Origin of the sequence: Desulfosporosinus fructosivorans (genome assembly GCF_004766045.1) — a bacterium.
GTDB lineage: Bacteria > Bacillota > Desulfitobacteriia > Desulfitobacteriales > Desulfitobacteriaceae > Desulfosporosinus > Desulfosporosinus fructosivorans.
In genome coordinates, this window is sequence record NZ_SPQQ01000001.1 from 63,185 (window position 1) to 87,553 (window position 24,369).

At 41.6% G+C, this 24,369-nt stretch carries 19 protein-coding genes; 15 read left to right on the forward strand and 4 right to left on the reverse strand.

The genetic code is table 11. From position 1 onward, the window contains the following. Positions 1–224: 224 nt before the first annotated feature. Complete coding sequence (locus E4K67_RS00315; RefSeq protein ID WP_135544435.1) at positions 225–1,418, forward strand: histidine kinase; 1,194 nt, start codon at positions 225–227, stop codon at positions 1,416–1,418. Positions 1,419–1,420: 2 nt separating this feature from the next. Further along, entirely contained in the window at positions 1,421–2,182 is a 762-nt protein-coding gene (locus E4K67_RS00320) for a response regulator transcription factor (RefSeq protein ID WP_135544436.1), read from the forward strand. Positions 2,183–2,464: 282 nt separating this feature from the next. Here the strand turns inward: E4K67_RS00320 and E4K67_RS00325 are convergent, their stop codons facing one another. From E4K67_RS00325 to E4K67_RS00335, 3 genes are all read right to left on the reverse strand, one after another. Further along, on the reverse strand, positions 2,465–2,737 hold the full coding sequence (locus tag E4K67_RS00325; protein ID WP_135544437.1) for a hypothetical protein: 273 nt from the start codon (positions 2,735–2,737) through the stop codon (positions 2,465–2,467). A gap of 16 nt (positions 2,738–2,753) precedes the next feature. Then, the gene (locus E4K67_RS00330) at positions 2,754–3,749 is read right to left on the reverse strand and encodes a DMT family transporter (protein ID WP_135544438.1); all 996 of its coding nucleotides are present in this window, start codon (positions 3,747–3,749) and stop codon (positions 2,754–2,756) included. A gap of 342 nt (positions 3,750–4,091) precedes the next feature. After that, positions 4,092–4,994 carry a LysR family transcriptional regulator gene (locus E4K67_RS00335; protein WP_135544439.1) on the reverse strand — a complete coding sequence of 301 codons (903 nt, stop codon included), beginning with the start codon at positions 4,992–4,994 and terminating at the stop codon, positions 4,092–4,094. Positions 4,995–5,427: 433 nt separating this feature from the next. Between E4K67_RS00335 and E4K67_RS00340 the strand changes: the two genes are divergently transcribed. From E4K67_RS00340 to E4K67_RS00360, 5 genes are all read left to right on the forward strand, one after another. Then, positions 5,428–6,993, forward strand: coding sequence for a BCCT family transporter (locus E4K67_RS00340; RefSeq protein ID WP_135544440.1), 1,566 nt, complete (start codon positions 5,428–5,430; stop codon positions 6,991–6,993). A gap of 429 nt (positions 6,994–7,422) precedes the next feature. Continuing rightward, positions 7,423–9,471 (forward strand): alkaline phosphatase family protein, encoded by a 2,049-nt coding sequence (locus E4K67_RS00345; RefSeq protein ID WP_135544441.1) that lies wholly within the window; start codon positions 7,423–7,425, stop codon positions 9,469–9,471. 153 nt (positions 9,472–9,624) lie between these two features. Then, entirely contained in the window at positions 9,625–9,951 is a 327-nt protein-coding gene (locus E4K67_RS00350) for a thioredoxin family protein (RefSeq protein WP_135544442.1), read from the forward strand. Between the two features lie 26 nt (positions 9,952–9,977). After that, a complete protein-coding gene (locus E4K67_RS00355; protein ID WP_135544443.1) occupies positions 9,978–11,192 on the forward strand; it encodes an FAD-dependent oxidoreductase in 1,215 nt (404 codons plus the stop codon). Positions 11,193–11,571: 379 nt separating this feature from the next. Then, on the forward strand, positions 11,572–13,635 hold the full coding sequence (locus tag E4K67_RS00360; protein WP_135544444.1) for a methyl-accepting chemotaxis protein: 2,064 nt from the start codon (positions 11,572–11,574) through the stop codon (positions 13,633–13,635). A 130-nt stretch (positions 13,636–13,765) separates the two neighbouring features. Here the strand turns inward: E4K67_RS00360 and E4K67_RS00365 are convergent, their stop codons facing one another. After that, positions 13,766–15,397: a hypothetical protein gene (locus E4K67_RS00365; RefSeq protein WP_135544445.1), complete on the reverse strand. Its 1,632-nt coding sequence runs from the start codon at positions 15,395–15,397 to the stop codon at positions 13,766–13,768. 872 nt (positions 15,398–16,269) lie between these two features. Between E4K67_RS00365 and trpE the strand changes: the two genes are divergently transcribed. The 8 genes from trpE (at position 16,270) to aroF (ending at position 23,844) form a co-directional block, all read left to right on the forward strand. Further along, a complete protein-coding gene (gene trpE / locus E4K67_RS00370; protein ID WP_135544446.1) occupies positions 16,270–17,736 on the forward strand; it encodes an anthranilate synthase component I in 1,467 nt (488 codons plus the stop codon). Further along, on the forward strand, positions 17,736–18,317 hold the full coding sequence (locus E4K67_RS00375; protein ID WP_135544447.1) for an anthranilate synthase component II: 582 nt from the start codon (positions 17,736–17,738) through the stop codon (positions 18,315–18,317). The genes trpE and E4K67_RS00375 overlap by 1 nt, the downstream gene beginning before the upstream one ends. After that, the gene (trpD, locus tag E4K67_RS00380; RefSeq protein ID WP_135544448.1) at positions 18,307–19,329 is read left to right on the forward strand and encodes an anthranilate phosphoribosyltransferase; all 1,023 of its coding nucleotides are present in this window, start codon (positions 18,307–18,309) and stop codon (positions 19,327–19,329) included. The genes E4K67_RS00375 and trpD overlap by 11 nt, the downstream gene beginning before the upstream one ends. Continuing rightward, entirely contained in the window at positions 19,326–20,135 is an 810-nt protein-coding gene (gene trpC, locus E4K67_RS00385; protein ID WP_135544449.1) for an indole-3-glycerol phosphate synthase TrpC, read from the forward strand. The genes trpD and trpC overlap by 4 nt, the downstream gene beginning before the upstream one ends. Before the next feature lie 32 nt (positions 20,136–20,167). Further along, the gene (locus E4K67_RS00390) at positions 20,168–20,785 is read left to right on the forward strand and encodes a phosphoribosylanthranilate isomerase (RefSeq protein ID WP_135544450.1); all 618 of its coding nucleotides are present in this window, start codon (positions 20,168–20,170) and stop codon (positions 20,783–20,785) included. After that, positions 20,778–21,962, forward strand: coding sequence for a tryptophan synthase subunit beta (trpB, locus tag E4K67_RS00395; RefSeq protein ID WP_135544451.1), 1,185 nt, complete (start codon positions 20,778–20,780; stop codon positions 21,960–21,962). Before E4K67_RS00390 ends, trpB begins: the two co-directional genes overlap by 8 nt. Continuing rightward, positions 21,955–22,734: a tryptophan synthase subunit alpha gene (gene trpA / locus E4K67_RS00400; RefSeq protein ID WP_135544452.1), complete on the forward strand. Its 780-nt coding sequence runs from the start codon at positions 21,955–21,957 to the stop codon at positions 22,732–22,734. The genes trpB and trpA overlap by 8 nt, the downstream gene beginning before the upstream one ends. Before the next feature lie 96 nt (positions 22,735–22,830). Beyond that, on the forward strand, positions 22,831–23,844 hold the full coding sequence (gene aroF, locus E4K67_RS00405) for a 3-deoxy-7-phosphoheptulonate synthase (protein ID WP_135544453.1): 1,014 nt from the start codon (positions 22,831–22,833) through the stop codon (positions 23,842–23,844). Positions 23,845–24,369 lie beyond the last annotated feature (525 nt).

A 24,369-nucleotide genomic window follows, 5' to 3' on the forward strand; every position in this document is an offset into this window, starting at 1 on the left:
AGGCTTTACAACATTTATGATACATGCTGATGGAATGTTGGGTTGACTTGTTTAGGAATTGAACTACTGTACAGACAGTGGTTAATTCTTTTTTATTATTTAGGGTAAATTATTAAAACTTAGCGCAACAGGAATCTGAAGACACCTCCTCGAAATGGTATTTTCCTGATAAATCCACTAAGAAAATAGAATCAATCATAGAAAAGGAAGTTTTGGCGAAAAGCATGAACAAGACTGACAAAACATTAATAAATTTAGTGGATTCTAATCTGTATTCTCGCTATAGCGGGCTATTAGCCCTATCTAATATTTCTTTACAGCTGATAGATACCAGTGGCAATATTCTCATTGAGTTTAACCCGTCTCCTGATTTTTGCAAATTTATTTGCCAGGAAGATGAAACGAGGATATGTTCAGACTACATTTCTAGATTAAAGCTAGGTAAGGGAGAGCGATTTATCTGTCGGTACGGACTGGAAAACATTCTTTTACCAGTCGACATTAACGACCAAACCATAGGCTATGTCGTCGGAGCGCAGGTTTATTCAACAGATAGTGAATATCAGAAATATCTGATTGATATAACGGCCATAGCTAAGGATAAACAACTCGAACTGGAATTTATTGCTAAATCAATTTCAACGATAAAAACCATTGAAGAAAACAAAATTGAAATTCATGAACAAATTTGCAACCATATTACTCAAAATATTAGTTATGACTTTTCTCAAAGCATCCATACTACGGATAAGGCTATAGCAAGATTGTCTATCGAAAAAGAAATGCTGGAAAAAAAGATTATTGACCTCGAAGCGAAAAATATGTCTTTGGTGATTAACCCGCATTTCCTATTTAATACCCTAAATTCTATAGCGCGTATTGCCTATTTCGAAAAATCCCATACAACGGAAGAACTCATATACTGTCTATCCGATTTATTGCGGTACAACTTAAAGCAAGACGATGAGTTACACACCATCGGAGCTGAAATGGATAATATCGAAAAATACCTTTATATTCAGAAGATACGATTTAAAAATCGTCTGGAATATGACATTGACATTGCAGATCATATTAAACCCCATAGAATACCCAATATGATCATCCAGCCCATTGTTGAGAATGCTCTTATCCATGGCATTACCCCTAAGAGAGACGGGGGTAAAATAAAAATTTATGCAGAAAAATACAAAAATGACATCAATATTTCTGTCATGGATAATGGGAATGGTTTTCCTAAAGAAGTCTTACAAAGTTTGCAGCAATCAGAAAATAAGCTAGGAATTGGTTTTCGCAGTACTGACAAGCGCTTGAAACGATATTTCGGAGAACATTACGGGTTGAAAATCGCAAAATCAGACTTTAGTGGAAGTACCGTCACCATCTCGATTCCTACCAAACCCAATGCGAGGCGATAGTAATGAGCGTAGTTTTAATTGTGGAAGATGAATTACTCGAATTAGAATTTCTCAAATCGATTGTGGCTGAAGAGCTTCTCCCTAAAGATAAGATAATCACTTGTGAAAGTGGAATTCAGGCTGTCAAGCTGGCAAAACAGTATCGACCGGACATCATAGTGATGGATATACTTATCCCTGAAATGGATGGCTTACAGGCTCTTCAGGAGATAAAGAAATTCCTTCCCGAGGCATGTGTTATCATTTTATCGGCCTGTTCAGACTTTTCCTATGCGCAAACTGCAATTCGCCTCCGCGTTCAGGAATACTTGCTGAAACCCATCAAGCCGTCCGTTTTTAAACAGATATTCCATGATCTGTTGACTACGGTCGCTACGTGCCAGGTACAGACCGACGAAGAAATCGTGGAACAAAAAACCAATCAGATATATTGTATTGAAAAATCAATAAAATATATTCAAGATAACTTTAAACAAAAATTAACCCTGCAATTGGTCTCGTCCAATGTATTTCTGAATCCCCAATATTTCAGCCGCATCTTTAAAAAAGAAGTAGGGGTTACCTATATTGATTATGTAAATAAATTAAAGATTGAGTGTGCCTGTAAATTATTAGAAACAACCAACTATCCAGCCTATCGCATTTCCAGCGAATGTGGCTTTACAGATCCCTCCTATTTTAATCGTGTTTTCGTACAGCAAATGAATATGCCCCCTAAAGCATACAGAAGAAAATGCCTGTGTGACAGCGAGGATAAGGACTGAGTCGGTTGCTGCCATCCCAGGGATTTTTATATAGAGATACCATCTTACAAAAGCTTTACAAGGTGTATGTGGACCAAATCATGGGCAAGTGAAGCATCTGTCTTGCTTATTTTAGGCATACATTCTGCGTATTTCGCGATTGTGTTTTGTGATGCGTGATGGTACTTAAAATAGCTCTTTGACTTCTGAATTCATCAGAAGTCAAAGAGCTATTTTAAGGTTCAGTATGGCTCTAGATTATAATCGGAAATTAACGATTGTTATCCAGTGGGTTAGGAAGAGTTAATATTGACCAACATATTTCATGCGGCTTGTACCATAATCCGTAATAGTATAACACTGTTTAAGCTTGCCATTCTTATCTGAGGAGGCACTCACTATCTTAATAAGGCCAACAGCCTTCAACGAAAGAAGGTAGTTATCGATGCCCTCTTCATTGACACTTCGATCTCGTGGATATTCCTTCTTGAGCAATTCAAATATTTCTTGATTGGAGAATCCTTCCTTCTGGAAGATCATTTGAACTACTCTGAATTTTACCGGTAACTGACTCATAGTTACTACCGCCTTCTTATCGACTTCTTAGATTAACTAAATCTTTGGGATTGCCTATTGTAAAGATTGTCCCCAGGGAAATGATGACAACTCCGATAATTAAGTTTGGTGTTACTTGCAAATTGTTTAACAACCAGCCGAAGAAGACTGACCATAAAGCAAAGGTGACGTTAAGGCCCATAGCCCGGCCTACGCCAGTCATATTCATTGCACGATACCAGGATAAGATGGAAGTAGCACCTACCAAGCCGATCAAAGCAATGTACCAACCAGAGGGGGTTGTAAAACTATCGGAAAGGATCTGGTAAGCAACTCCTCCAAACAAGGGGAGTATGGCAAAAATATAAACAAGAAAAGAGGTAGCTTCCCTTATACCAATAGCAATATCGGAATCTACTAAATCCATCCCATAAGTAGACATAACTCCTTCTATTGCCCACCCAACGGCGGCGACCGCGGCTAAACCAATTCCGAGATAAAAGTGAGGATAGGCTGATCCTTCAGGTGGGACCATCCCTACTATAAACGAACCAATAATAGCTAATATTATGCCACCCCATACCCGCCGAGATATCTTCTCTTTAAGAAAAATAGAGCCTAGAATTGCACCTATAGCTGGATATGCAGCGGTAATTGCTGCAGTATAGGAGGCACCTGCGAAATAAATTCCTAGTAAATTGCCGGACATTCCAATGGGACCTCCCAAAATAGCTGCTAAGATGATCATCTTAGCTGGTCGAGTCTTTAAGGTACGCGCATAATCTCGCCATTTACCGTTAATGACATTATGAATAAATAACCATAATGTGGAGAAACCATCATGTAGGCAGGCACCTACTAAAGGAGCGGCGAAGATACTCATATTGTTGGTGAAGGGTGCTAAACCTAACACCATCCCCATCAACACCCCATCTAAGCCCCAAGCTGCGCCAGCTAATAAACCAATGCCTATACCCTTCTTCGCATAGGTTAGATCTTTGCCTTGTAAAAGTAACTGTGTGTCCTGATCCATATGGATGTAATGCTCCTTGTTTTTCTAATTCCCCACCGTAGCTGTACTCTTGAGAAATATTTAACATGGCTCAACAAAGAACTGCTAATCACGTAACTCAGGTGATTGTATTATAAGATTATGTCTAACCACAGTAAAATACTTAGTAGATATGCCCCCCATAACTACAATTAAAGTTACAAAACAACTCAGGTTTTGCGTGATCGACAAAAGGCCGAGATAACAAAAAGTTATCTCGGCAAAAGTAGCATGCTTATTATATTTAGCCAATGCATATGCCAGCTACGGCTATTTCAAGAGCCAGATGGCTCTGATGTTCAACTTTAGATTAAACGAGTTCACTTACATCCTCTTAGAGCAGACGGCTTTAATGACTTTGATAAATTCCTTTTCGACCATGGAAAGGTGGTGGCGATTCAACCAAATTAAAATAACTGAAACCTCTAAGTGGGTATCACTTAGGGTTATTTTTTTTATAATACCAGATTTGACATATTCATCTGCCATAAATTGAGGGACGAACGCAATGGTTTTCCCTTGGGATAAGATTTTTTCCATCATTTCTAAGTTATCAACCCTATAAGAAACGTTAAGGTCACCATACTTTTGCAACACACTAGATACTCCGCAATTAGTGATGTATTCAGTGTTGTACAAGAGAATAGGCAAAGAAAGTGCCATATTGAGAGTCATTGTGCTCGATCCCATAGTCATTTCGCAGTGAATTCCAGAAATAATGACGAATTCGTCAGAGAACAATTCTTTATAGTTAATATCTTTTGATTTGCAAAAAGCATCCGTTTTCAAGATAATACCAAAATCGGCTTTACCTGCTTGGACATCTCGTAAAATATTATTGGATTCACCGACTTTCAAAAGGGCATTAACTTTAGGATGATTATATTTAAACGTTGTTAATATCTCCGGCATTACAGTAATATTTATGCTTGGGTCTACTGCGATTGAGATATTTCCATTCAACTCAATTGAGTCACCGTGGGCGATGGATTTAATTTCATCAACCTTATTGAGCACTTCCTTGGCTATAATAATAACTTGTTCTCCAATTTCGGTTAGATGTGCACCAACGTTGGTTCTTTTTAACAGAACAACACCAAGTTCATCTTCTAGTTTGCTGATCGCAGAACTAAGCGCAGGTTGTGAAATGTGGGTGCGCTCAGCTGCTAGAGAGATAGATTTAGATTCATGGACAGCAATTAAATAGGTCAATTGTTCTAAGCGCATATTTCTAACCATCCTTGATAGCATATTTCCTCAATAAAGAAGTACAAACTTATCTTTATCATACTACTATTAATATTTCTTCTATGTATTATACTATGACTGATTCAGATAACAAATAAGAAGGTAAGTAATATGGAACTATTTAATAGAAGAAAGTGGAATATTAAGAGTTGTCGATAAGAAATATTAATAATGCAATATTGCGTTAGTTATACGGGGCATAATCACTAAGTATTTTACAGATAAACCTATATTACCTTATAATCTGCAGATAAGTGATAGAAATCACAATTAAAACTTAGATTATGAAGGGGGAAAAGTTAGCGGTCTTATTTCGATTTATTAATTTTTATAAGTGGGGTGCCATAATATGCCCCCAAGCCCTTGGACAGACAAATAAAATTGATTATCGTTTCAAGAAAGGGTGAATAACTTGTCACAAGAGAAGTCTAAAAGTATACATGCTCGTATTAATCCTGTTGTTTTCTGGGGCAGTGCTATTTTATGTGTTTTGTTATATGCGCCAATGCTTATTTTTGGTAAAGAGCTGCAACCCTATGTTGCAACCATATTAAAAGCTATAACCTATAGAATGGACTGGTTATGGTTATTATTTGCTTTGGGTTGTGTAGTGTTTTCACTTTGGTTGGCTTTTGGCAGATATGGTAATGTAAAATTGGGCGGAAAAGATGATAAACCTGAATTCTCAGACTTCAGCTGGATATCGATGATGTTCACTGGCGGTGTTGGAGCAGGTTTAGTTTATTGGTCCATGGCCGAGCCTATTTTTTATCTTAAGTTTCCTCCTTTCTGGAATGAGCCATTTTCAGCACAAGCTGCGCAATTCTCTATTGCTTATGGAATATTTCACTGGGGTGTTACGGCCTGGTCTATATTTGTCCCAGGGGCCATCGCCTTTGCCTACATGATTCACGTAAGAAAAAAACCCTTCTTCTACCCAAGCTATGCTTGCAGGGGAATATTGGGGGACCGGGTAGACGGATGGCTTGGCAAAGCTATCGATATCTTTGTTATTATCGGTCTGGTAGGTGGATTAGGAACAACCTTAGGAACGGTTATACCTATGATGTCGGCTGTATCCGCCGATATGCTGGGTATTGCGGATTCTATGACGCTAAAAGTTGCGGTCTCACTGGTGGTTGCAGCGGTATTTACCTATAGTGCTTACTCCGGTATAAATAGTGGAATTAAAAAATTGTCAGAATTAAATAGTTGGTTATGTATGGGATTATTAGGTTTTGTTATGCTTGTTGGCCCCACCTTGTTTATGTTATCCTTTTATGTTGACAGCCTAGGGGTTTTGGCTACTAACTTTTTACGGATGAGTTTATATACAGATCCGATTACCAAATCCGGTTTCCCTCAAGACTGGACAGTATTTTACTGGGCCTGGTGGGCAGCATGGGCCATGTATTTCGGATTATTTGTTGCCAGGATCTCCAAGGGGAGAACGATAAGAAACGTTATTGTAAATATGATGGTTGTAACGACAATCGGCTGTTCACTGTTCTTCTTAGTGTTCGGCACCTATGCAGTAGATCTTCTGCTTAATCAAGGGATAGCACTTGATAAGACTTTGGCGGATGCCGGTGCCGCGGGAATGATTTCCCAAGTCTTGCATACCTTACCCTTAACCCAAATAGTGATTCCCTATTTCTTACTTGTAATGCTTATTTTCCAAGCTACTACCATTGATTCCAATGCGTATATTATCTCCATGATTGCTTGCAAAGAGGTTAGGAATGATCAGGAATCTCCCCGCTGGACAAGACTTTTCTGGTGTGTACTCCTTGCTGTGATCGGGGTGGCTATCATGATGGTGGGCGGATTATCGGTAGTGCAGCTTTCATCTGTTGCCACCAGCGTACCCATTATAGTTATTATCATCATCTTATCGCTGTCCCTACTCAAGATGCTCAAGGAGGATTTCGGCGGCGAAAGTAAAGTGCAAGTTGTCGATTATCCGGAAGAAGACTAATCATAACTGGGCTGTCGCAGTAAGACCAGCCCCGAAAATAGCAAAAGGCGGCTTCAGCCAGAAGCCGCCTTTTGCCGTCAAATGTAAGCCATGCCTCGCTGAACCTCTAATTATATCCCGTATAAGTGTTTAGTATATTACAGTTATCCCGGAAGGTACTATAAAAAAGTAGAATGTGCAATGAGACACAAAAAGACCAGTGATAGGAAATTTAGATTGATCCATAAATACGTTAGCTATACGGGGCATAATTACTAGGTATTTTACAGAGAAACATGGATTGCATATAATTCGATTTGAAAGTGAATGAAATAACTAACTTAACAATTGTGGATTACACCCTTTGAGAAAGTCAATTTTTCTCCCGCTTTAAGTCGGAGGATTGTGATAGAACTTGAGTCTAAATTAAAAAAGGAGTTGGTAAGTATTATGAAGAGAACAGCACTTACCCATAAATTATTGGTATTAGGTGTCGATGGGATGGATCCAAGAATTAGTAAGAAATTCTTGGCAGAAGGTAAAATGCCTAACTTAAAGAAATTCATTGAACGCGGATCTGCGAGAGAAGACTTGCGTCAACTCGGAGCAATTCCAACGATTACACCGCCCTGTTGGACGACACTTGCTACAGGAGCTTATCCAGGAACCCATGGCATCACGTGTTATTGGAGACAATCGCCTGATAGTCTTGATGCAGTTGTTTACAATATGGATTCACGTAATTGCACCGCAGAACAAATCTGGAATATCACATCTGAAGCTGGCCTGAAAACACTCGTCTGGCATTGGCCTGGGAGTTCTTGGCCTCCAACCTCCCATAGTGAAAATCTAAGTGTTGTAGATGGTACGCAACCAGGTTCGGTCAATATGGGCGTTGCGCAGCTTGACTGGGAAAAAGTTATCATGGCGTCACCTGAAATTAAAGAAGTGCGTTATGCACCTAGGGTTGAGCAACAAGCCGGTGTTGGGTGCATAATTACGGATTTGGAATCCACTATCGGTGGTGATGTCGATGATGAACTTATGGAGCTTTGGTGGGGCGATACAGCTCGTCAAGGTGGCGAAATTCGCACCTACATTATGGAAGATGAAGATACAGAAGTTGTCATCGGTAGTAAGGTTGCTTATGATATTATTAACTCCCCACTCAAAGATGCTACAGGTTGGGCAAATGCTCCAGAAGGTGCTAAAGAGTTCACAATCTTAACTTCTGGTGGGGTTATGAGACGACCTGCCTTAATTCTTAAAAATGAAGCTGGCGAATATGATCGAGTGGCTATTTATAAGAATAAGAAAGCAGAAGAGCCGATTGTTATCTTAGAAAAGGGTAAAATGGTATCTGGTATTATTGATGATGTTACGAAAAAAGAAGTCACTAAGCCAGGCTGCCGTTCTATGAAGATTCTAGAACTCGATCCAGCAGGTGATAAAGTTAGAGTTTGGATTAGTAATGCTCTTGATATTTCTAATGACCAATTATGGCATCAAAAATCTCTCTATAAAGATGTCATTGAAAATATTGGACAAGTTCCACCTGTCAGTTTAATCGGCGGGGAAAATGATGAATTAGTGCGTGAAATCTTTACACCTTCTTGGGATATTTACTGTAAATGGCAAGCTGATAGTATGAATTATTGCATTAAGGAAAAAGGCTATGATGTAGTATTTTCCCATCTCCACAATATTGATTGTGCAGGTCATCAGTTGTGGCATCTTGCTAAGACACTGCCAGCATGGGATCACACAGATGAAAAAGTATACCAAGAGTTTATTGAAAAATTCTACGTCCAAACAGATAAATATCTTGGGGAATTCATGCATTTGTTGGATGAAGATTGGACTGTGTTATTAGTAAGTGATCACGGTCTCATTGTTGGGGAGAACGTACCTCCTATTATTGGGGAATATGGCGGTCTCAATACAAAGGTCATGGAAGAACTGGGCTATACAGTCCTGAAAAAAGACGAGAATGGCAATTCTATAAGAGAAGTTGATTGGGAAAAGACAAGGGCCGTACAAATCCGTAGTAACTATATTTATATCAATCTCAAAGGACGTGACCAATACGGTATTGTGGATCCGAAGGATCAATATGATTTGGAAGAACAAATAATTTCCGATCTATATAATTACAGAGATGCTACGACAGGTAAACGTATTATCGGCATCTGCCTTAGAAACAAGGATGCTGTGTTAATTGGGGCTAATGGACCAGAATGTGGCGATATTTTCTTCTCAGTTGAAGAACAATACAATCGATTGCATGGCGACAGTCTTTCAACTTCAGAGGGATATTTTGATACATCCGTGTCACCAATCTTTGTAGCGGCGGGTTCTGGTATTAAGACAGGATTCACAACAGAGCGTATGATCAGACAAGTTGATGTCGCACCTTCAGTCGCAGTACTGCTCGGCCTGCGCTACCCTGCACAATGTGAAGGCGCTCCAATTTATCAGATATTCTCCGAAGATATTTAACAAAGTGCTATATGGCAGCTATCAGAAGCAGCACTCTGATAGCTGCTTTTTAAATAGAGGGCAAGGCTCCCATATTTAAATCAAAACTGTAAAACCTATTAGGCATGAATATAGTTGATTAAAATACAATGTTATTTTTAAGGAGTGGAGAAAATGTCTTTGCAACAATTAAACTCAACCCGTTTCGAAGAAATTATCTATGATAATTGTGAGCCCTGTTTGGTTATATTTTCAAAAAAAGAATGTCATGTATGTAAAGTAGTCGTTCCAATGTTAGAAGAATTGAAACCTCAATATGAAGGAAAATTCAGTTTTTATTATGTTGACGTTGAAGAAGACAAGAATTTATTTCAACGATTTTCATTAAAAGGTGTTCCGCAGATCCTCTTCTTCAAAGATGGTAAGTATCAGGGGAAACTCGCTGGTAAAGTTGAGGATGAAACAGTTGAAGAGAAAATTGCAGAAGTCCTTGGAGCGTAACCAAATTTAAAGGGGATGTAGAAGACATGATTACTAGTTATGATTTGATTATTATTGGGGGTGGCCCTGCTGGACTTTCTGCTGCCATTTATGGGGGTAGAGCCAAGCTTAAGACCCTAGTTATTAATAAAGGGACGATCGGTGGCTTAGCGGATACAACGAGGGAAATAGTCAATTATCCTGGCTATATCCAAGTCAGCGGACCGGATCTCATGAAAGATTTTAAGAAGCATGCCGAGCATTTTAACGTCGAATTTTTAAAAGAAGAGGTAATCAGTGTCGATTTTTCCCAAGAAGAAAAAATAATTAAAACAAAAAAAGGTAAGCAACTCTCTGCTAAAGCCGTTATTCTCGCGTGTGGCAGCGAGCCGAGAATTCTAAATATCCCTGGTGAAAAAACACTTCGGGGGAGTGGCGTGGCGTACTGTGCGACCTGTGATGCAGAGTTCTTTGAAGGGGAAGATGTTGTCGTCGTTGGAAGTGGTGATCAGGCTATTGAAGAAGGCATGTACATCACCAAGTTTGCCCGCAAAGTGACCGTGATCGTTTTACATGATGAAGGAATCTTAGATTGCAATAAAGTAAGTGCTGAAAGAGCGTTTAGTAACGAAAAAATGAATTTTATCTGGAACTCAACGATTGAAGAAGTTCTTGGAGAAGAAAATGTGCAAGGGGTAAAAATTAAGAATCTAAAAACAGGCAGCTCATCTGAACTTTCCTGTCAGGGTGTATTCTTTTTCGTCGGTATGATTCCGTCAACCCATTTTCTTAAAGAGAGCGGACTTGTAATGGACAAAACAGGGTATATCCCCGTCAATGAAGGTATGGAAACAAACCTTGAAGGGATCTATGCGGTCGGTGACAATAGAGTGAAATATTTAAGACAAGTTGTCTCCGCAGCAGGTGATGGTGCAACAGCAGCCGTAGCAGCTGAGCGATATATCGAAGAAGTCAATTATTGCAATGCGAATATTCTTCAAAACGATAAAAAGGTATTATTATTATTTTTTAATGCCGTAGTCAATGAAAGCATAGAATTCTGCACCTTATTAGAACGACTCATTAGTGAAAATGGTGATGAATATAAAATATTTAAAGTTGATATGGCAACAAAGAAGAATCTTGCTGGTAAATATGAAATCGAAAAAGTACCCGCAGTTGTTGTATTGGCTAACGGAGAAGAAATCAAGAGGCTGGAATGTAGCATGGATAAAGAAAAACTTAAATCTCAATTATCCTAGTCCTCAGCGACATCCACTACATCCACCACAGTAACTGCAAGGTAATTAGTCAACCAGGGAAATCAGTTAAGGGAGTAGAGGCACAGGTTCAATTCTGCTGGGGGCGTAACAAAACTTGGAAAATTTTCTGAGTGGTGGTGCGCTATCCCCCAAAAAAAGGATTATACACCTATGAAATGATGAATAATCCTCGAAAATAACGGCAATTCTCGAACAAAAAAGGGTCTGTAACAAACTGGAAAACAAGTTTAGTTACAGACCCTTGGCAAATGGAAAGACACTAAAATTGCATTGTAGAAATTTGTCATATTATCCGATCTATAAGTGTGCACTTGTTTGTGGTCAACTCAGATTTTATTTATGGTGGGGGGCTTAATGGATGAAATTTAAAAGTATTCAAACTCAGTTTTTAATAATTTCTGTAGTAATTATTTTAATTACCCTAGTAGCTGTTGGTGGTATTGCGAGTTACCAGGTAAACCAGCAAGCTAAAAGCGATTATTTTAGCAATTCAAACGAACAGATGAAAATCGCTGAAAAGTCAATTACAATCTTTTATGATCAGATCGATAAAGATATCAATATGATGGCTACAAATCCATTGGTTATGGAGGCAAGTAGCGGTGGTATTACGTCCTATGCTTCCAATACTGAAAAAGTTCAAATGACACCTTCAAAAAATGGAGGATTAGAGCAACAGATTTATGACGTTTTTAATCACTATGTAAAAAATCATCCAGGTACGATGTACGTATATTTTGGCACAGAAAATGGTGCTTATCTACAGTGGCCCGAAACCAATATACCTGAGAAATTCAATCCTCCTGAAAAAGGATGGTATAAAACTGGCTTGAGTGGAAGTGGGGCTATTGTGAGAACAGAGCCCTACGTCGATGGTATTTCTAATGTTATGATTACAAGCAATGTAAGGTCTTTTGTGGATTCAACTGGAAAGTTGATCGGTACTATAGGAATTGATGTGCAGCAGTCCGTCATTAGTGATATGTTAAGTTCTATGAAGACCGGAAAAACAGGATTTTCGATGATCGTTCATAATACAGGCGTAGTTTTAGCGGATGGAAACAATCCAGAAAATAATTTTAAAAAACTAGAAGAAATTGAGATAGCCGGACTAGACAAGCTAGTGTCCAAAGCTTTACAACCCTTTGATGTAACAATTGCAGGAGTAAAGTACATAGTTAATCCCTATAAAGTAGCTGGAACAGACTGGATTTTAGCATCCTTTATGTCCGAGAACGAGTTAACCGAAGGGGCAAGAAGTATATCCCTTATGGTTCTAAGTGTTTCAGTCATCATGCTACTGATCACAATTTTATTCATTACGATTGCTACAAAGAAAATTACGACACCAATCATTAAATCGTCCCAGTATTTAAAGATTATTGCTGGAGGAGATTTTTTACAAGAGATCGACCCCAAATTTCTGGCCCGAAAAGATGAGATTGGTTCAATTACGAACGCTATCAATGATATGAAAAATTCAATCAAGCAGTTGGTCAATAGTATTAAGAATGAATCTTCAGCGATCGAAGAAGAAGTACACGATGTCATGGACAACGTGATTACTTTAACCACGAGTCTGGAAGAGATCTCTGCTACAACTGAAGAGTTGGCTGCAAACATGGAAGAAACTTCTGCAACGTCTGAAGAAATGTCAGCAACGACTCAGGAAATAGAAAAAGCGGTTCAATTAATCGCCGCAAAGTCTCAACAAGGTGCAGCCTCGTCAAGGGAAATCACCAAGCGAGCGGAAGATACTAAGAAAACTGTCAATGCGGCTCAAAAGAAAGCCTTGGATATATTTTTCGAAACTCGAGAAAAACTGGAAAAGGCGATTATAGAATCTAAGGTCGTCAGCCAAATCAATTTATTGACGGAAGCCATTATGCAAATCACAGAACAAACCAACTTGTTGGCCTTAAATGCCGCGATTGAAGCGGCTAGAGCGGGTGAAGCCGGGAGAGGGTTTTCGGTTGTTTCAGAAGAGATACGAAAACTTGCAGAGCAATCAAAAGGGGCAGTTATGCAAATACAGGAGGTTACAACGAAAGTAACAAGCGCAGTCGATAATCTCTCCCGAAATTCTAATGGGTTGCTGTCTTTTGTGTCTGTCGATGTAAATAATGATTATCAGGTTATGTTGGACGTGGCAGAGAAATACAGTGAAGATGCCAACTTCGTAGATGAGCTTGTAGCCGATTTTAGTGCTACATCTGAAGAACTTCTGGCGTCAATACAAAGCATTTCCTTTGCAATTGATGGGGTGGCCCAAGCCGCGAATCAAGGTGCAAGTGGAACGACAGATATCGCAAATCGGGCGACTGAGGTTAACCACAAATCATATGAAGTTAAGGAACAGATTCTACGGGCTAAAGAAAGTGCTAATAAATTACAAGAAGATATCAAGAGATTCAAAGTTTAATCGTTAGCTTGAGGGATTAACCCGATTTTAAAATGATCCGCTAGTCTGATGTCCTGGGACATTAGTCTAGCGGATTATTTGTGTTGTTACAACGATAGATTCACTTCCTAAGAAATTGTCCCAGCTTTTCCTACCTTATTGGAGATGAATACTCGTTGGACAAAATAAAGGAAGTGCCATTGTATTCATACTCTTGGGTAAATCTAGTCTTGGCATTAGCATGTGCTTTGACATTGAAGTTGTCTTGACTCATAACGATCCCATTTTTAGATATTTGCCAATCACCATCTTCTCCAGCCGTAGCGTCCCAAATGATGTTGTATCCGTCTTTGCCATTCCAATTTAAAAGCGTTAATTCCGGATAACTTCCGCTCTCACCGCTTGTCGTTATTAGGCCCAAGACAGGGAACGAAATCCCTGCAAAGTTATATAATTTAATGCTTATTGGATACATAGAAAAGTTAAGATTTGAATCATTACTTCCAATATTGAATGTAGCTTGCTCTTCAAATGCTTTGCCATTCCAATGTAAGACCGCAAGCGAATGCGTTTCATGGTAGTAGGCGATAAGCTCGTTTTTCATATCATTATCTAAGTCGAAGAGATAATGATCATTATCAGGAATGCTGTATCCCGGAGGTAGAACCGCTCCAGTAATTTCTGCTGGTACAGGGGAATCCGAGGAGGCAGTTATTTGTTTAGCAACAATGCTCTGCGTATTGTTGTCTAGGGCCAAATATCGGGGATCTATATTATTAGAACTTGAGCTGGACGCGTTTTTTGTAAACAGGTACGTAGTGTCTTTGTATTTGCGCCCAGGGATGATGGTAAGTGATTCCCCACCAAAATAGTTGCTGCGGCGGGCTCCAGAGGTTCTTATCATATTGATATCCAATTTATAGTTCCCCGGAGTTAGTTCATACGAGCTAACAATTCTGGTATCCTTGTCGTATTGAACCTTAGCAGACGTTCCATCACTCTTGGTTAGTTTGACCTCTGGTTTGTCAGCAGATGTTACAGACTCAATGTTAATGTAGTCGCTTAAGGCTAGCTGAAACTCGATAGCTCCGAAAGGAGGGTTTACTATATTGTTTAGCGTGGTAATGAGATCATCGCCACCCGCCGTAATAAAGGCACTTGAATTGCTAAGCTCATTAAGCTGCTTAAGAAGACTTTTACCTTTAGAGTAATATTTATCTTTCCCAAGCCCAGTATTATAGTAGTTATCGAAAAGAGGTGTGAAAGTATCGATCTCGCGGGCAGCTGATTTGGCTAAGCTATGGGCATATTCTTCAGATGCAGGATATTTCTCTTGTAGTATTTTTAATATATCGCCAGATCTGGTCTCGTCACTAAAATTAAGCTCAAATAGCTTTCCATACGCAAAAGAAACTTTGGCGTGCTGTGGGTAATCCGAGATGAAGGATCGGAAAACCTCATCAGCTTCAGTTTTCTTATCAATATTTAAAAGCGTAGTGGCTATCGATAGGCTTCGGTTTGGTTGATAAATTGTTGTAAACCAGTAGTAACTGCACCCGACTATGACTAGGCAAACAGCTATGATTGAGAAAATGGCAACCTTAATCTCTTTCGGTTTTCTAGAGCTTATTTGGGGACTTATGGTGATTTTCTTAACTTCACCGTTTTCAACTTTATGTGCTTCATCTTCTGATGTTGGGAGTGTATTGTCCAACTCAACGGGTCTCCCGCAGTTAGGGCAATAGTCGTTAGTTCCAACTTCATGGTCGCAGGTACACTTCACGTTTTCTCCTCCTTTAGTTCGCTTAAACAGGTACTAACTATAAATTAAGGATTTTGCCTATTCATCAGTATTTAACTAATCTTCCTCACTCGTTAATACGACCGTAGACTAGATTATCAGGGGGCCACCAACTGAATTAATCGTTGAGAGCGAAGAGCGAGTAATCTTGAAGATTAACTGCGCGAGTCCGAGCTCAATAGTGGGATCAAAGCTTACATGTTTAAAAAAGTACAAGCGTGGATATATTATAAGTAATAGAGAAGAAAGGAATGATTATTATCAAATTGGTTTGGGCCAAGGTAGATCTAAAAAACTCTGTCAATCAGGAAAAACGTAATTTTGAAAAACTTGAAAATCGCAGCTTTTGGGCACGATTATTTAGGAGATAATCTTTTGGTCTCCGCCTTTGTGACCTTCTCTACCAATTAGCTGCTTAGCTTTCTTTGGTGGGGAGGGTCCCTGTCATTATACATCTTATTTTAGATTTTTGTTTTCATAGCGGAGTTTGTAGGCTTTTAGTAAAATAGTTGACAAACAGGATTAATACGCATATTATAAATAATAATTCAATAGCTACAATAAACCGTTGATGTGGAGATAAAAACAAATCGTGCACTTTCAGAGAGCCGGAGCCGCTGTGAACCCGGCAGGACGCAGATTGTTAAATGGACCACGGAGGGCGCGATCAAAGGCAATAGCTGAGTATTTCGCGACGAGAAGGCATACGTCAGTTGCCAGGAATATGATAGTATTCTGATAAGCGTGCGGATTTTTCCGCAAAGCAAGGTGGCACCGCGGAGATTTGTTTATTCAAACCCGTCCTTGACTATATAGTCAAGGGCGGGTTTTTTGCGACCATAAGGAGGGTAATTATGTATAGACCAAGCTTAAATGAAGCCAAGGGAATTGCCACGGAATATAAAATGATTCCAGTCAGCCGTGAGATATATTCTGATGTCAGGACTCCAATTGAGGTGCTGAAAATCCTCAAGAACGTCAGCCGTCATTGTTTTTTGTTAGAGAGTCTGGAGAGTGCTGAAAAGTGGGGACGCTACACATTTTTGGGTTTTGACCCGAAACTAGAGCTGGCTTGTACAAACGGAGTGCTCAACATCAATTCGGGTACAAAAACTATTGTTTATACAAAACACCCCCGTGAGTATATCCAACAGATCCTAGACGAGAACAAAAGTCCACGCTTTGAGTACCTGCCGCCCTTCACTGGCGGTCTTGTAGGCTATTTCTCGTATGATTACATCAAATACAATGAGCCGTCACTAAAACTAGACGCTGACGATCAGGAAGGTTTTAAGGACGTAGACCTGATGCTTTTTGACAAAGTGATCGCCTTTGACCATCTGAGGCAGAAAATTATTCTTATTGCCAATGTAAAAACCGATGAACTGGATTCAGGCTATAACAAGGCCGTCCTGGAAATTGAAAGCATGGTAAACCTCATTAAACATGGTGTTTATCAAGAGACCTCCCCCGCTAAAATAACCTCTGAATTCCGACCGTTATTTAAGGAGACTGAGTATTGCGCTATGGTGAACAGGGCGAAGCATTATATTAGGGAAGGGGATATCTTTCAGGTTGTGCTATCCAACCGTTTTGAAGCGGATTTTGAAGGTAGCCTCCTCAATGCCTATCGTGTTTTAAGAACATCAAATCCGTCGCCCTACATGTTCTATATCTCCAGCGATGATCTTGAAATTGCTGGTGCTTCCCCGGAAACCCTCGTAAAACTCCAAAGCGGCAGCCTCCATACTTTCCCACTGGCAGGCACAAAGCCAAGAGGGAAGACGGAGGAGGAGGATCTTGAGAACGAAAAGGATTTACTCTCCGACCCGAAAGAATTGGCCGAACACAATATGTTAGTAGATTTGGGTAGAAACGACCTAGGTAGAATCAGTAAATTCGGAACGGTAAAGGTGGAAAAGTATATGTCCATCGAGCGTTTCTCTCATGTTATGCACATCGGATCCACGGTTCGGGGAGAGATACGGGACGATAAAAACGCCTTGGATGCTTTAGACGCAGTACTGCCTGCAGGAACTCTCTCCGGCGCACCTAAAATCCGAGCCTGTGAGATTATCAACGAACTTGAAAACAATAAGCGAGGCATTTACGGTGGTGCGATCGGGTATATTGATTTTACTGGTAACCTGGATACCTGCATTGCAATTCGTATTGCCTTTAAGAAAAATGGCAAGGTATTTATTCGCTCCGGCGCTGGTATTGTTGCCGACAGCGTGCCGGAAAACGAGTATCAGGAATGTATTAACAAAGCCCAAGCGGTTATGAACGCGTTAAAACTGTCTGAGGAGGGGATCGACTAATGATTCTTTTAATTGATAACTATGACAGTTTTTCCTATAACCTATATCAACTCATCGGCTCCATCAATCCGGATATTAAGGTCATCCGCAACGATGAGTTAAGTGTTCCAGAAATTGAGGCTTTGGCTCCTGAGGCGATTATCCTCTCCCCTGGTCCTGGTAGACCGGAGGATGCGGGAGTATGTGTCGAGAGTGCCAGACATTTCGCAGGAAGAATTCCCGTGTTGGGGGTCTGCCTGGGGCATCAGTCCATTTGCGAGGGGTTTGGGGCCACCGTATCTTATGCCAAGGAGCTCATGCACGGTAAGCAATCGCAAATAACCATTGATACCGACTATTCCCTTTTTGCCGGATTGCCCAAAACTATCCAAGGTGCGCGGTATCATTCACTGGCCGCAATCGAAGACACCATACCCAGTGAACTCAAGATAATCGCCCGTACGGATGATGGGGAGATCATGGCCGTTAAACACAGAGATTATGAAGTATATGGGGTTCAATTTCATCCGGAGTCTATCCTAACACCGCAGGGCAGAATCATCATGGAGAATTTTTTAGGAGGAGATACACATGATCGTTGAAGCAATATACAAGGTCATTAAAGGAGAAGACTTAGATTATGAGGCGGCAAAGGCGGTTATGGGAGAAATGATGGACGGGACCGCTACTCATGGGCAAATGGGAGCTTTTCTCACGGCACTGCGGATGAAGGGTGAGAGTATTGATGAGATTACCGGCAGCGCTATGGCAATGCGCGAAAAGGCCATATCCCTTAATCAGGAGGTTCATGATGTCATGGATATTGTGGGCACCGGTGGGGATGAGGTGGGAACCTTTAACATCTCCACCACAACTGCTTTTGTCGTTGCGGCCGGCGGTGTTCCTGTAGCCAAGCATGGCAACCGCAGTGTATCCAGTAAAAGCGGTGCGGCGGATGTCTTGGAAAAGTTGGGGATTAATATCGCCATTACTGCTGAGCATAGTAGGAAGATTTTAATGGAAATCAATCTATGCTTTATGTTTGCCCAAACCTATCACAGCTCGATGAAACACTGTGCTCCCGTGCGACGGGAATTGGGCGTCCGCACAATCTTTAATATTTTGGGACCTCTGGCCAACCCCGCCGGGGCGAATATGCAGTTGATGGGTGTTTATGACGAAAACCTTGTGGAGCCTTTGGCCCAGGTACTCTCCAATCTCGGTGTTAAGCGTGGCATGGTGGTCCATGGTTGCGACGGTTTGGACGAGGCAACTCTCACAACTAGGACGAAGGTCTGCGAAATAGAAGAGGGGGTTTTAAAAAGCTATTACCTTGACCCAGAGGAGTTGGGGCTGAAACGTTGTACCTTGGCTGAGCTGATCGGGGGCGACGCCGAGGAGAACGCCAAAATTACCCGCAGTATTTTAAACGGAACCGAGCAGGGTGCTAAGCGCGATGTTGTCGTTCTCAACGCAGCACTGTGTCTGTATCTGGCCGGGAAGGCAGCGACCATCGAGAGTGCAATCCCTCTTGCCCTGGACCTAATCACCAGTGGCCTGGCTAGTAAGAAACTTGAAGACTTCGCGAGACTTTCCAATGAGGTGGGGGTATGATCCTGGAAAAAATAGCAGCCCGAACCGTTGAACGGGTTGCTGAACTGAAACAACGAAAATCCCTGGAGCAGGTCATCTCAGAGGCAAAAGCCTTAGTCTCCAATACCAGCTTAGACACAACTACCGGCTTTCCTTTTGAAAAAGCTCTAAAAGCAGAGGGTTTATCCTTCATCTGCGAGCTAAAAAAGGCTTCACCCTCGCAAGGCATCATTGCTCAAGATTTTCCCTATCTGAAAATTGCTAAGGAGTATGAAGAGGCAGGCGCTGCGGCGATTTCAGTTCTCACGGAACCCTATTGGTTTCATGGACAAGATCGGTATCTCACAGAGATCAAGCAAGAGGTAAGTCTTCCTCTCCTTCGTAAGGATTTTATCGTGGACAGCTATCAAATTTATGAGTCGAAGATCATAAGGGCCTCAGCGATTCTTCTGATTTGTGCCCTGCTGAACACCGATACCTTGAAGGAATACCTGGATATCGCCCACAGCTTGGGACTGTCTGTCCTTGTGGAAGCGCATACGGAGGAGGAGGTCAAATCAGCTTTAGCTGCAGGGGCCAGAATGATCGGGGTCAATAACCGTAACCTGAAGACTTTCGAGGTTGACATTACCACCAGCCTAAGGCTTCGCGCCTTGGTGCCGGAGGACATCCTCTTCATCTCGGAAAGCGGCATTAAATCTCCCGAGGATGTGGCAAGGCTTAAAGCGAACATGACCGACGCTGTACTCATCGGGGAAAGCTTAATGCGCAGCGAGAATAAAAAAGAGCAGTTAGCTATTCTGCGAGGAGAACATGAAATCGTATGAAGTGAACATGGCACTATGAGAGGTGATTGTGTTTGAGGAAAATAAAAATTTGTGGATTGTTTCGGGACTGCGACATCGACTACGTTAATGAGGCTAGGCCAGACTTTATCGGCTTTGTTTTCGCTAAAAGTCGTCGCCAGGTGAGCGTGGTTTGGGCAGAAGCTATGCGTCCTAGGCTCAAGTCAGAGATCACGCCGGTGGGGGTATTTGTCAATGAGTCGTTGGAGAAGGTGGCCAAACTCTTAAATGATAACACTATCGAAATGGCCCAACTTCATGGGGATGAGAATGAAAATTATATCCGAGAATTAAAAACACTGACCAATAAGCCCATCATCAAGGCAGTCCGCGTTTTATCCGAGGAGGATATAGTAAGTGGGCAGCATACCGTTGCCGACTTTCTGTTGCTCGACAACGGAGCTGGTGGAACGGGTGAGAGTTTTGATTGGAGTCTAGTCAGCCAGGTGAAGAATCAAGAACAGAATCAGAAACCCTTTTTCCTGGCCGGTGGGTTAATGGCAGACAATCTTGAACAGGCGATCCTAGCTACAAGTCCATATGCTGTAGATTTAAGCAGCGGGGTGGAAACGGACGGCCTGAAAGACCGAGCTAAAATTTTAGAAATAGTAAGGAGAATGCACAATGGCTAAAGGCAGATACGGCATTCACGGGGGCCAATACATTCCAGAGAGCCTGATGAATGAAATCATTAACCTAGAAAAATCCTATGAGCAATTTAAAACCGATCCAGAGTTCAACGCAGAGTTGAACAAGTTGTTGAGTGAATATGCAGGCAGACCGTCTCTGCTCTATTATGCGGAGAAAATGACTAAGGATTTAGGAGGCGCTAAAATCTATTTAAAGCGTGAAGACCTAAACCATACCGGCTCTCACAAAATCAATAACGTACTGGGACAGGTCCTGATGGCCAAGAAAATGGGCAAAACACGCGTCATTGCCGAAACAGGTGCCGGTCAGCACGGTGTTGCTACTGCCACGGCGGCGGCGCTTCTTGGTTTAGAATGTGAGATTTTTATGGGCAAGGAAGATACGGACAGACAGGCCTTAAACGTCTACCGTATGCAGCTTTTAGGCTCCAAAGTTAACACGGTCACTAGCGGTACCATGACCTTGAAGGATGCGGTTAACGAAACGTTTCGGGAATGGACAGCTCGTGTTCATGACACCCATTATGTTTTAGGTTCTGTGATGGGCCCCCATCCATTTCCGATGATGGTCCGCGATTTTCAGAGTGTGATTAGCTTAGAAGCGAGAGAGCAGATTCTGAAACTCGAGGGTAAACTCCCAGATGCTGTGGTTGCCTGTGTAGGGGGTGGCAGCAACTCAATAGGAATGTTTTATAACTTTATCGGTGATCAAGCGGTACGCTTAATAGGCTGCGAGGCAGCGGGACATGGTCTTCATACCGAAAAGCATGCCGCAACTATTGCTAAGGGAAGATTAGGCGTATTCCATGGCATGAAGTCTTATTTCTGTCAGGACGAGTATGGACAAATTTCGCCTGTGTACTCAATCTCGGCCGGCCTTGACTATCCGGGGATCGGACCGGAACACGCTAACCTTCACGATACAGGCCGGGCAGAGTATGTGCCCGTAAGCGATGACGAGTCTGTAGAAGCCTTCGAATATTTGGCACGAACTGAGGGTATTATCTGTGCCATTGAGAGTGCCCACGCTATCGCCCATGTACAGAAAATTGCTGGGACCATGAGCAAGGACCAAATCATTATCGTATGTTTGTCAGGACGAGGGGATAAGGATGTTGCCGCCATTGCGCGCTACAAGGGGGTATGTATCGATGAGTAAAATTGCACAGGCTTTTAAAAACGGAAAAGCGTTTATTGGATTTGTCACGGCTGGAGATCCATCCATGGAAAAGAGCGAGGAGTTTATTTTAGAGATGATCCGGGGGGGCGCTGATTTGGTAGAAATCGGCATTCCGTTCTCAGATCCGATGGCCGAGGGCTTGGTCATTCAAGAAGCAGATATCCGCGCACTATCTGCGGGTGCAACCGTTGACAAGATTTTTGACCTGGTGGCCTCTGTGCGCCAAAAGACAGAAGTGCCGCTCGTTTTTATGACTTATTTAAATCCCGTGTTTAACTACGGTTACCCTCGGTTTTTCGCCCGCTGCGCTGAGTTGGGGGTTGATGGCATTATCATCCCTGATTTGCCCTATGAGGAAAAGGGTGAACTGGCTGAAGTTGCCGCAGGTTTTGGAGTCGACGTTATTTCCTTGATTGCGCCCACCTCGGAACAGCGCATTCAACAGATTGCCAAGGAGGCAACCGGCTTCATCTACGTGGTTTCCTCCATGGGTGTTACGGGGATGAGAAGTGAGATTAAAACTGATCTGTCGGCGATATTAGAGGTTATCAAGGAATCGAGTACTATTCCCACCGCCGTTGGCTTCGGGATTAACACACCTCTTCAGGCCGGGGAGATAGCCAAAATTGCGGATGGAGTGATTGTTGGGAGCGCAATCGTCAAAATAATTGAGAAGCACGGCGAAAATGCTGGCTCGTATATTTATGAATATGTCAGAAGCATGAAGAACGCTGTAAGGGAACAGGATTGAATTTTGAGACTCCCCGACCTAAGTATCGATGTTCAGCTTTAGCTTAAGCGAGTTCACTGATCAGGAATCAAATTGACATACGAGGAGTGAGGGCATATGGTATTTGTACTAAAACCAAACGTAACGAAGGATCAGATTAATGCCTTCATTTATAAATTTGAAGCAGAGGGCTTTTCCACAATCCTGAGCACTGGAACAGAACACACCGTGGTCTGTCTGATCGGTAACACAGCTAAGGTGGATGTAGACCATATTGTCCATACCAATGACATTGTTGAATATGGCAAACGCGTAACAGAGCCCTATAAAGCGGTTAACAGAATCGTTCACCCTGAAAATACCACCGTAAGGGTGGGTAATGTTAGCATTGGAGAAGGGTACTTTACGGTTATCGCTGGTCCTTGCTCAGTGGAGAGTACAGAGCAAATCCTTGAGATCGCCAAATCCGTGCAACTCAGCGGTGCAACCATCATGCGCGGTGGCGTATTCAAACCACGCACCTCTCCCTACGCCTTTCAGGGGTTACAAGAAGAAGGCTTAAAGATGCTTTTGGCTGCAAAAAAGGCGACAGGACTTCCCATTATCACAGAAATCATGAATCAAACCCAGATCCCGTTGCTAGAAGAAGTTGATATTATCCAGATCGGAGCTAGGAATATGCAGAACTTTGACCTGCTTAAAGAAGTGGGCAAATGTAGAAAACCGATCCTCCTTAAACGAGGGCTAGCCAACACGATCGAAGAGCTGCTGATGAGTGCAGAATATATTATGTCCGAAGGCAATGAACAAGTCATCCTTTGCGAGCGAGGTATCCGCACTTTTGAGACGATGACGAGAAATACCTTAGACTTATCCGCAATTCCGCTGCTCAAGCAGAAGTCGCACCTTCCGGTGATCGTGGACCCCAGTCATGCGGCAGGAATACGTAGCCTCGTTGCACCCCTTGCCAAAGCAGCCATGGCTGTAGGGGCCGACGGGCTAATGATTGAAGCCCATAATGACCCATCAAGGGCCCTGTGCGACGGTGCCCAGTCTCTGGATTTAAAACAGTTTGAAGAACTAATGGTCGATTTAAAGAGAAGAGCCTTATTTGAAGGTAAAATGATGTGATGACGAAGTGGCAGTTACACTATTAAACTAAGTATAAAGTCAATCTATATGTGTTTATATAATTAGCAAAACGTTGTGATTCACACTTTATTCCTATATACTACAATGGCCTTGTAAGCTTAAAAACTGTAGAAAATGTGTTGTTCGCCTCTATCATATTTACCAAAATACAACAAACAGTCCATATAGGACTGTTTGTTGTATTTTGCTCTTTTTGCGTTAAGAACCAATCTGTTTAGCTATAACTTCAGCAACTTTTTATGTTTAAGGAAAACCTATGTTTCTTTCGAAGTTTGAGCACTGATCAGTTAGCAGAAGTCATTAAATTTCTGGCTAATTGCATTTTAAGTCAACAATGTAACCATATAAATAGTAAATTGGATTCAACAGGTTTCGAAGGTTTTGCTAATTAGAAAATGAGAGGAGATTTTACCATAATAAGAATAAAGTATGAACGCATGAAGGATATAGCCTTATAATAGGTATAAAAAAGGATTATTATTTGATTTATCGAATAATAGAATA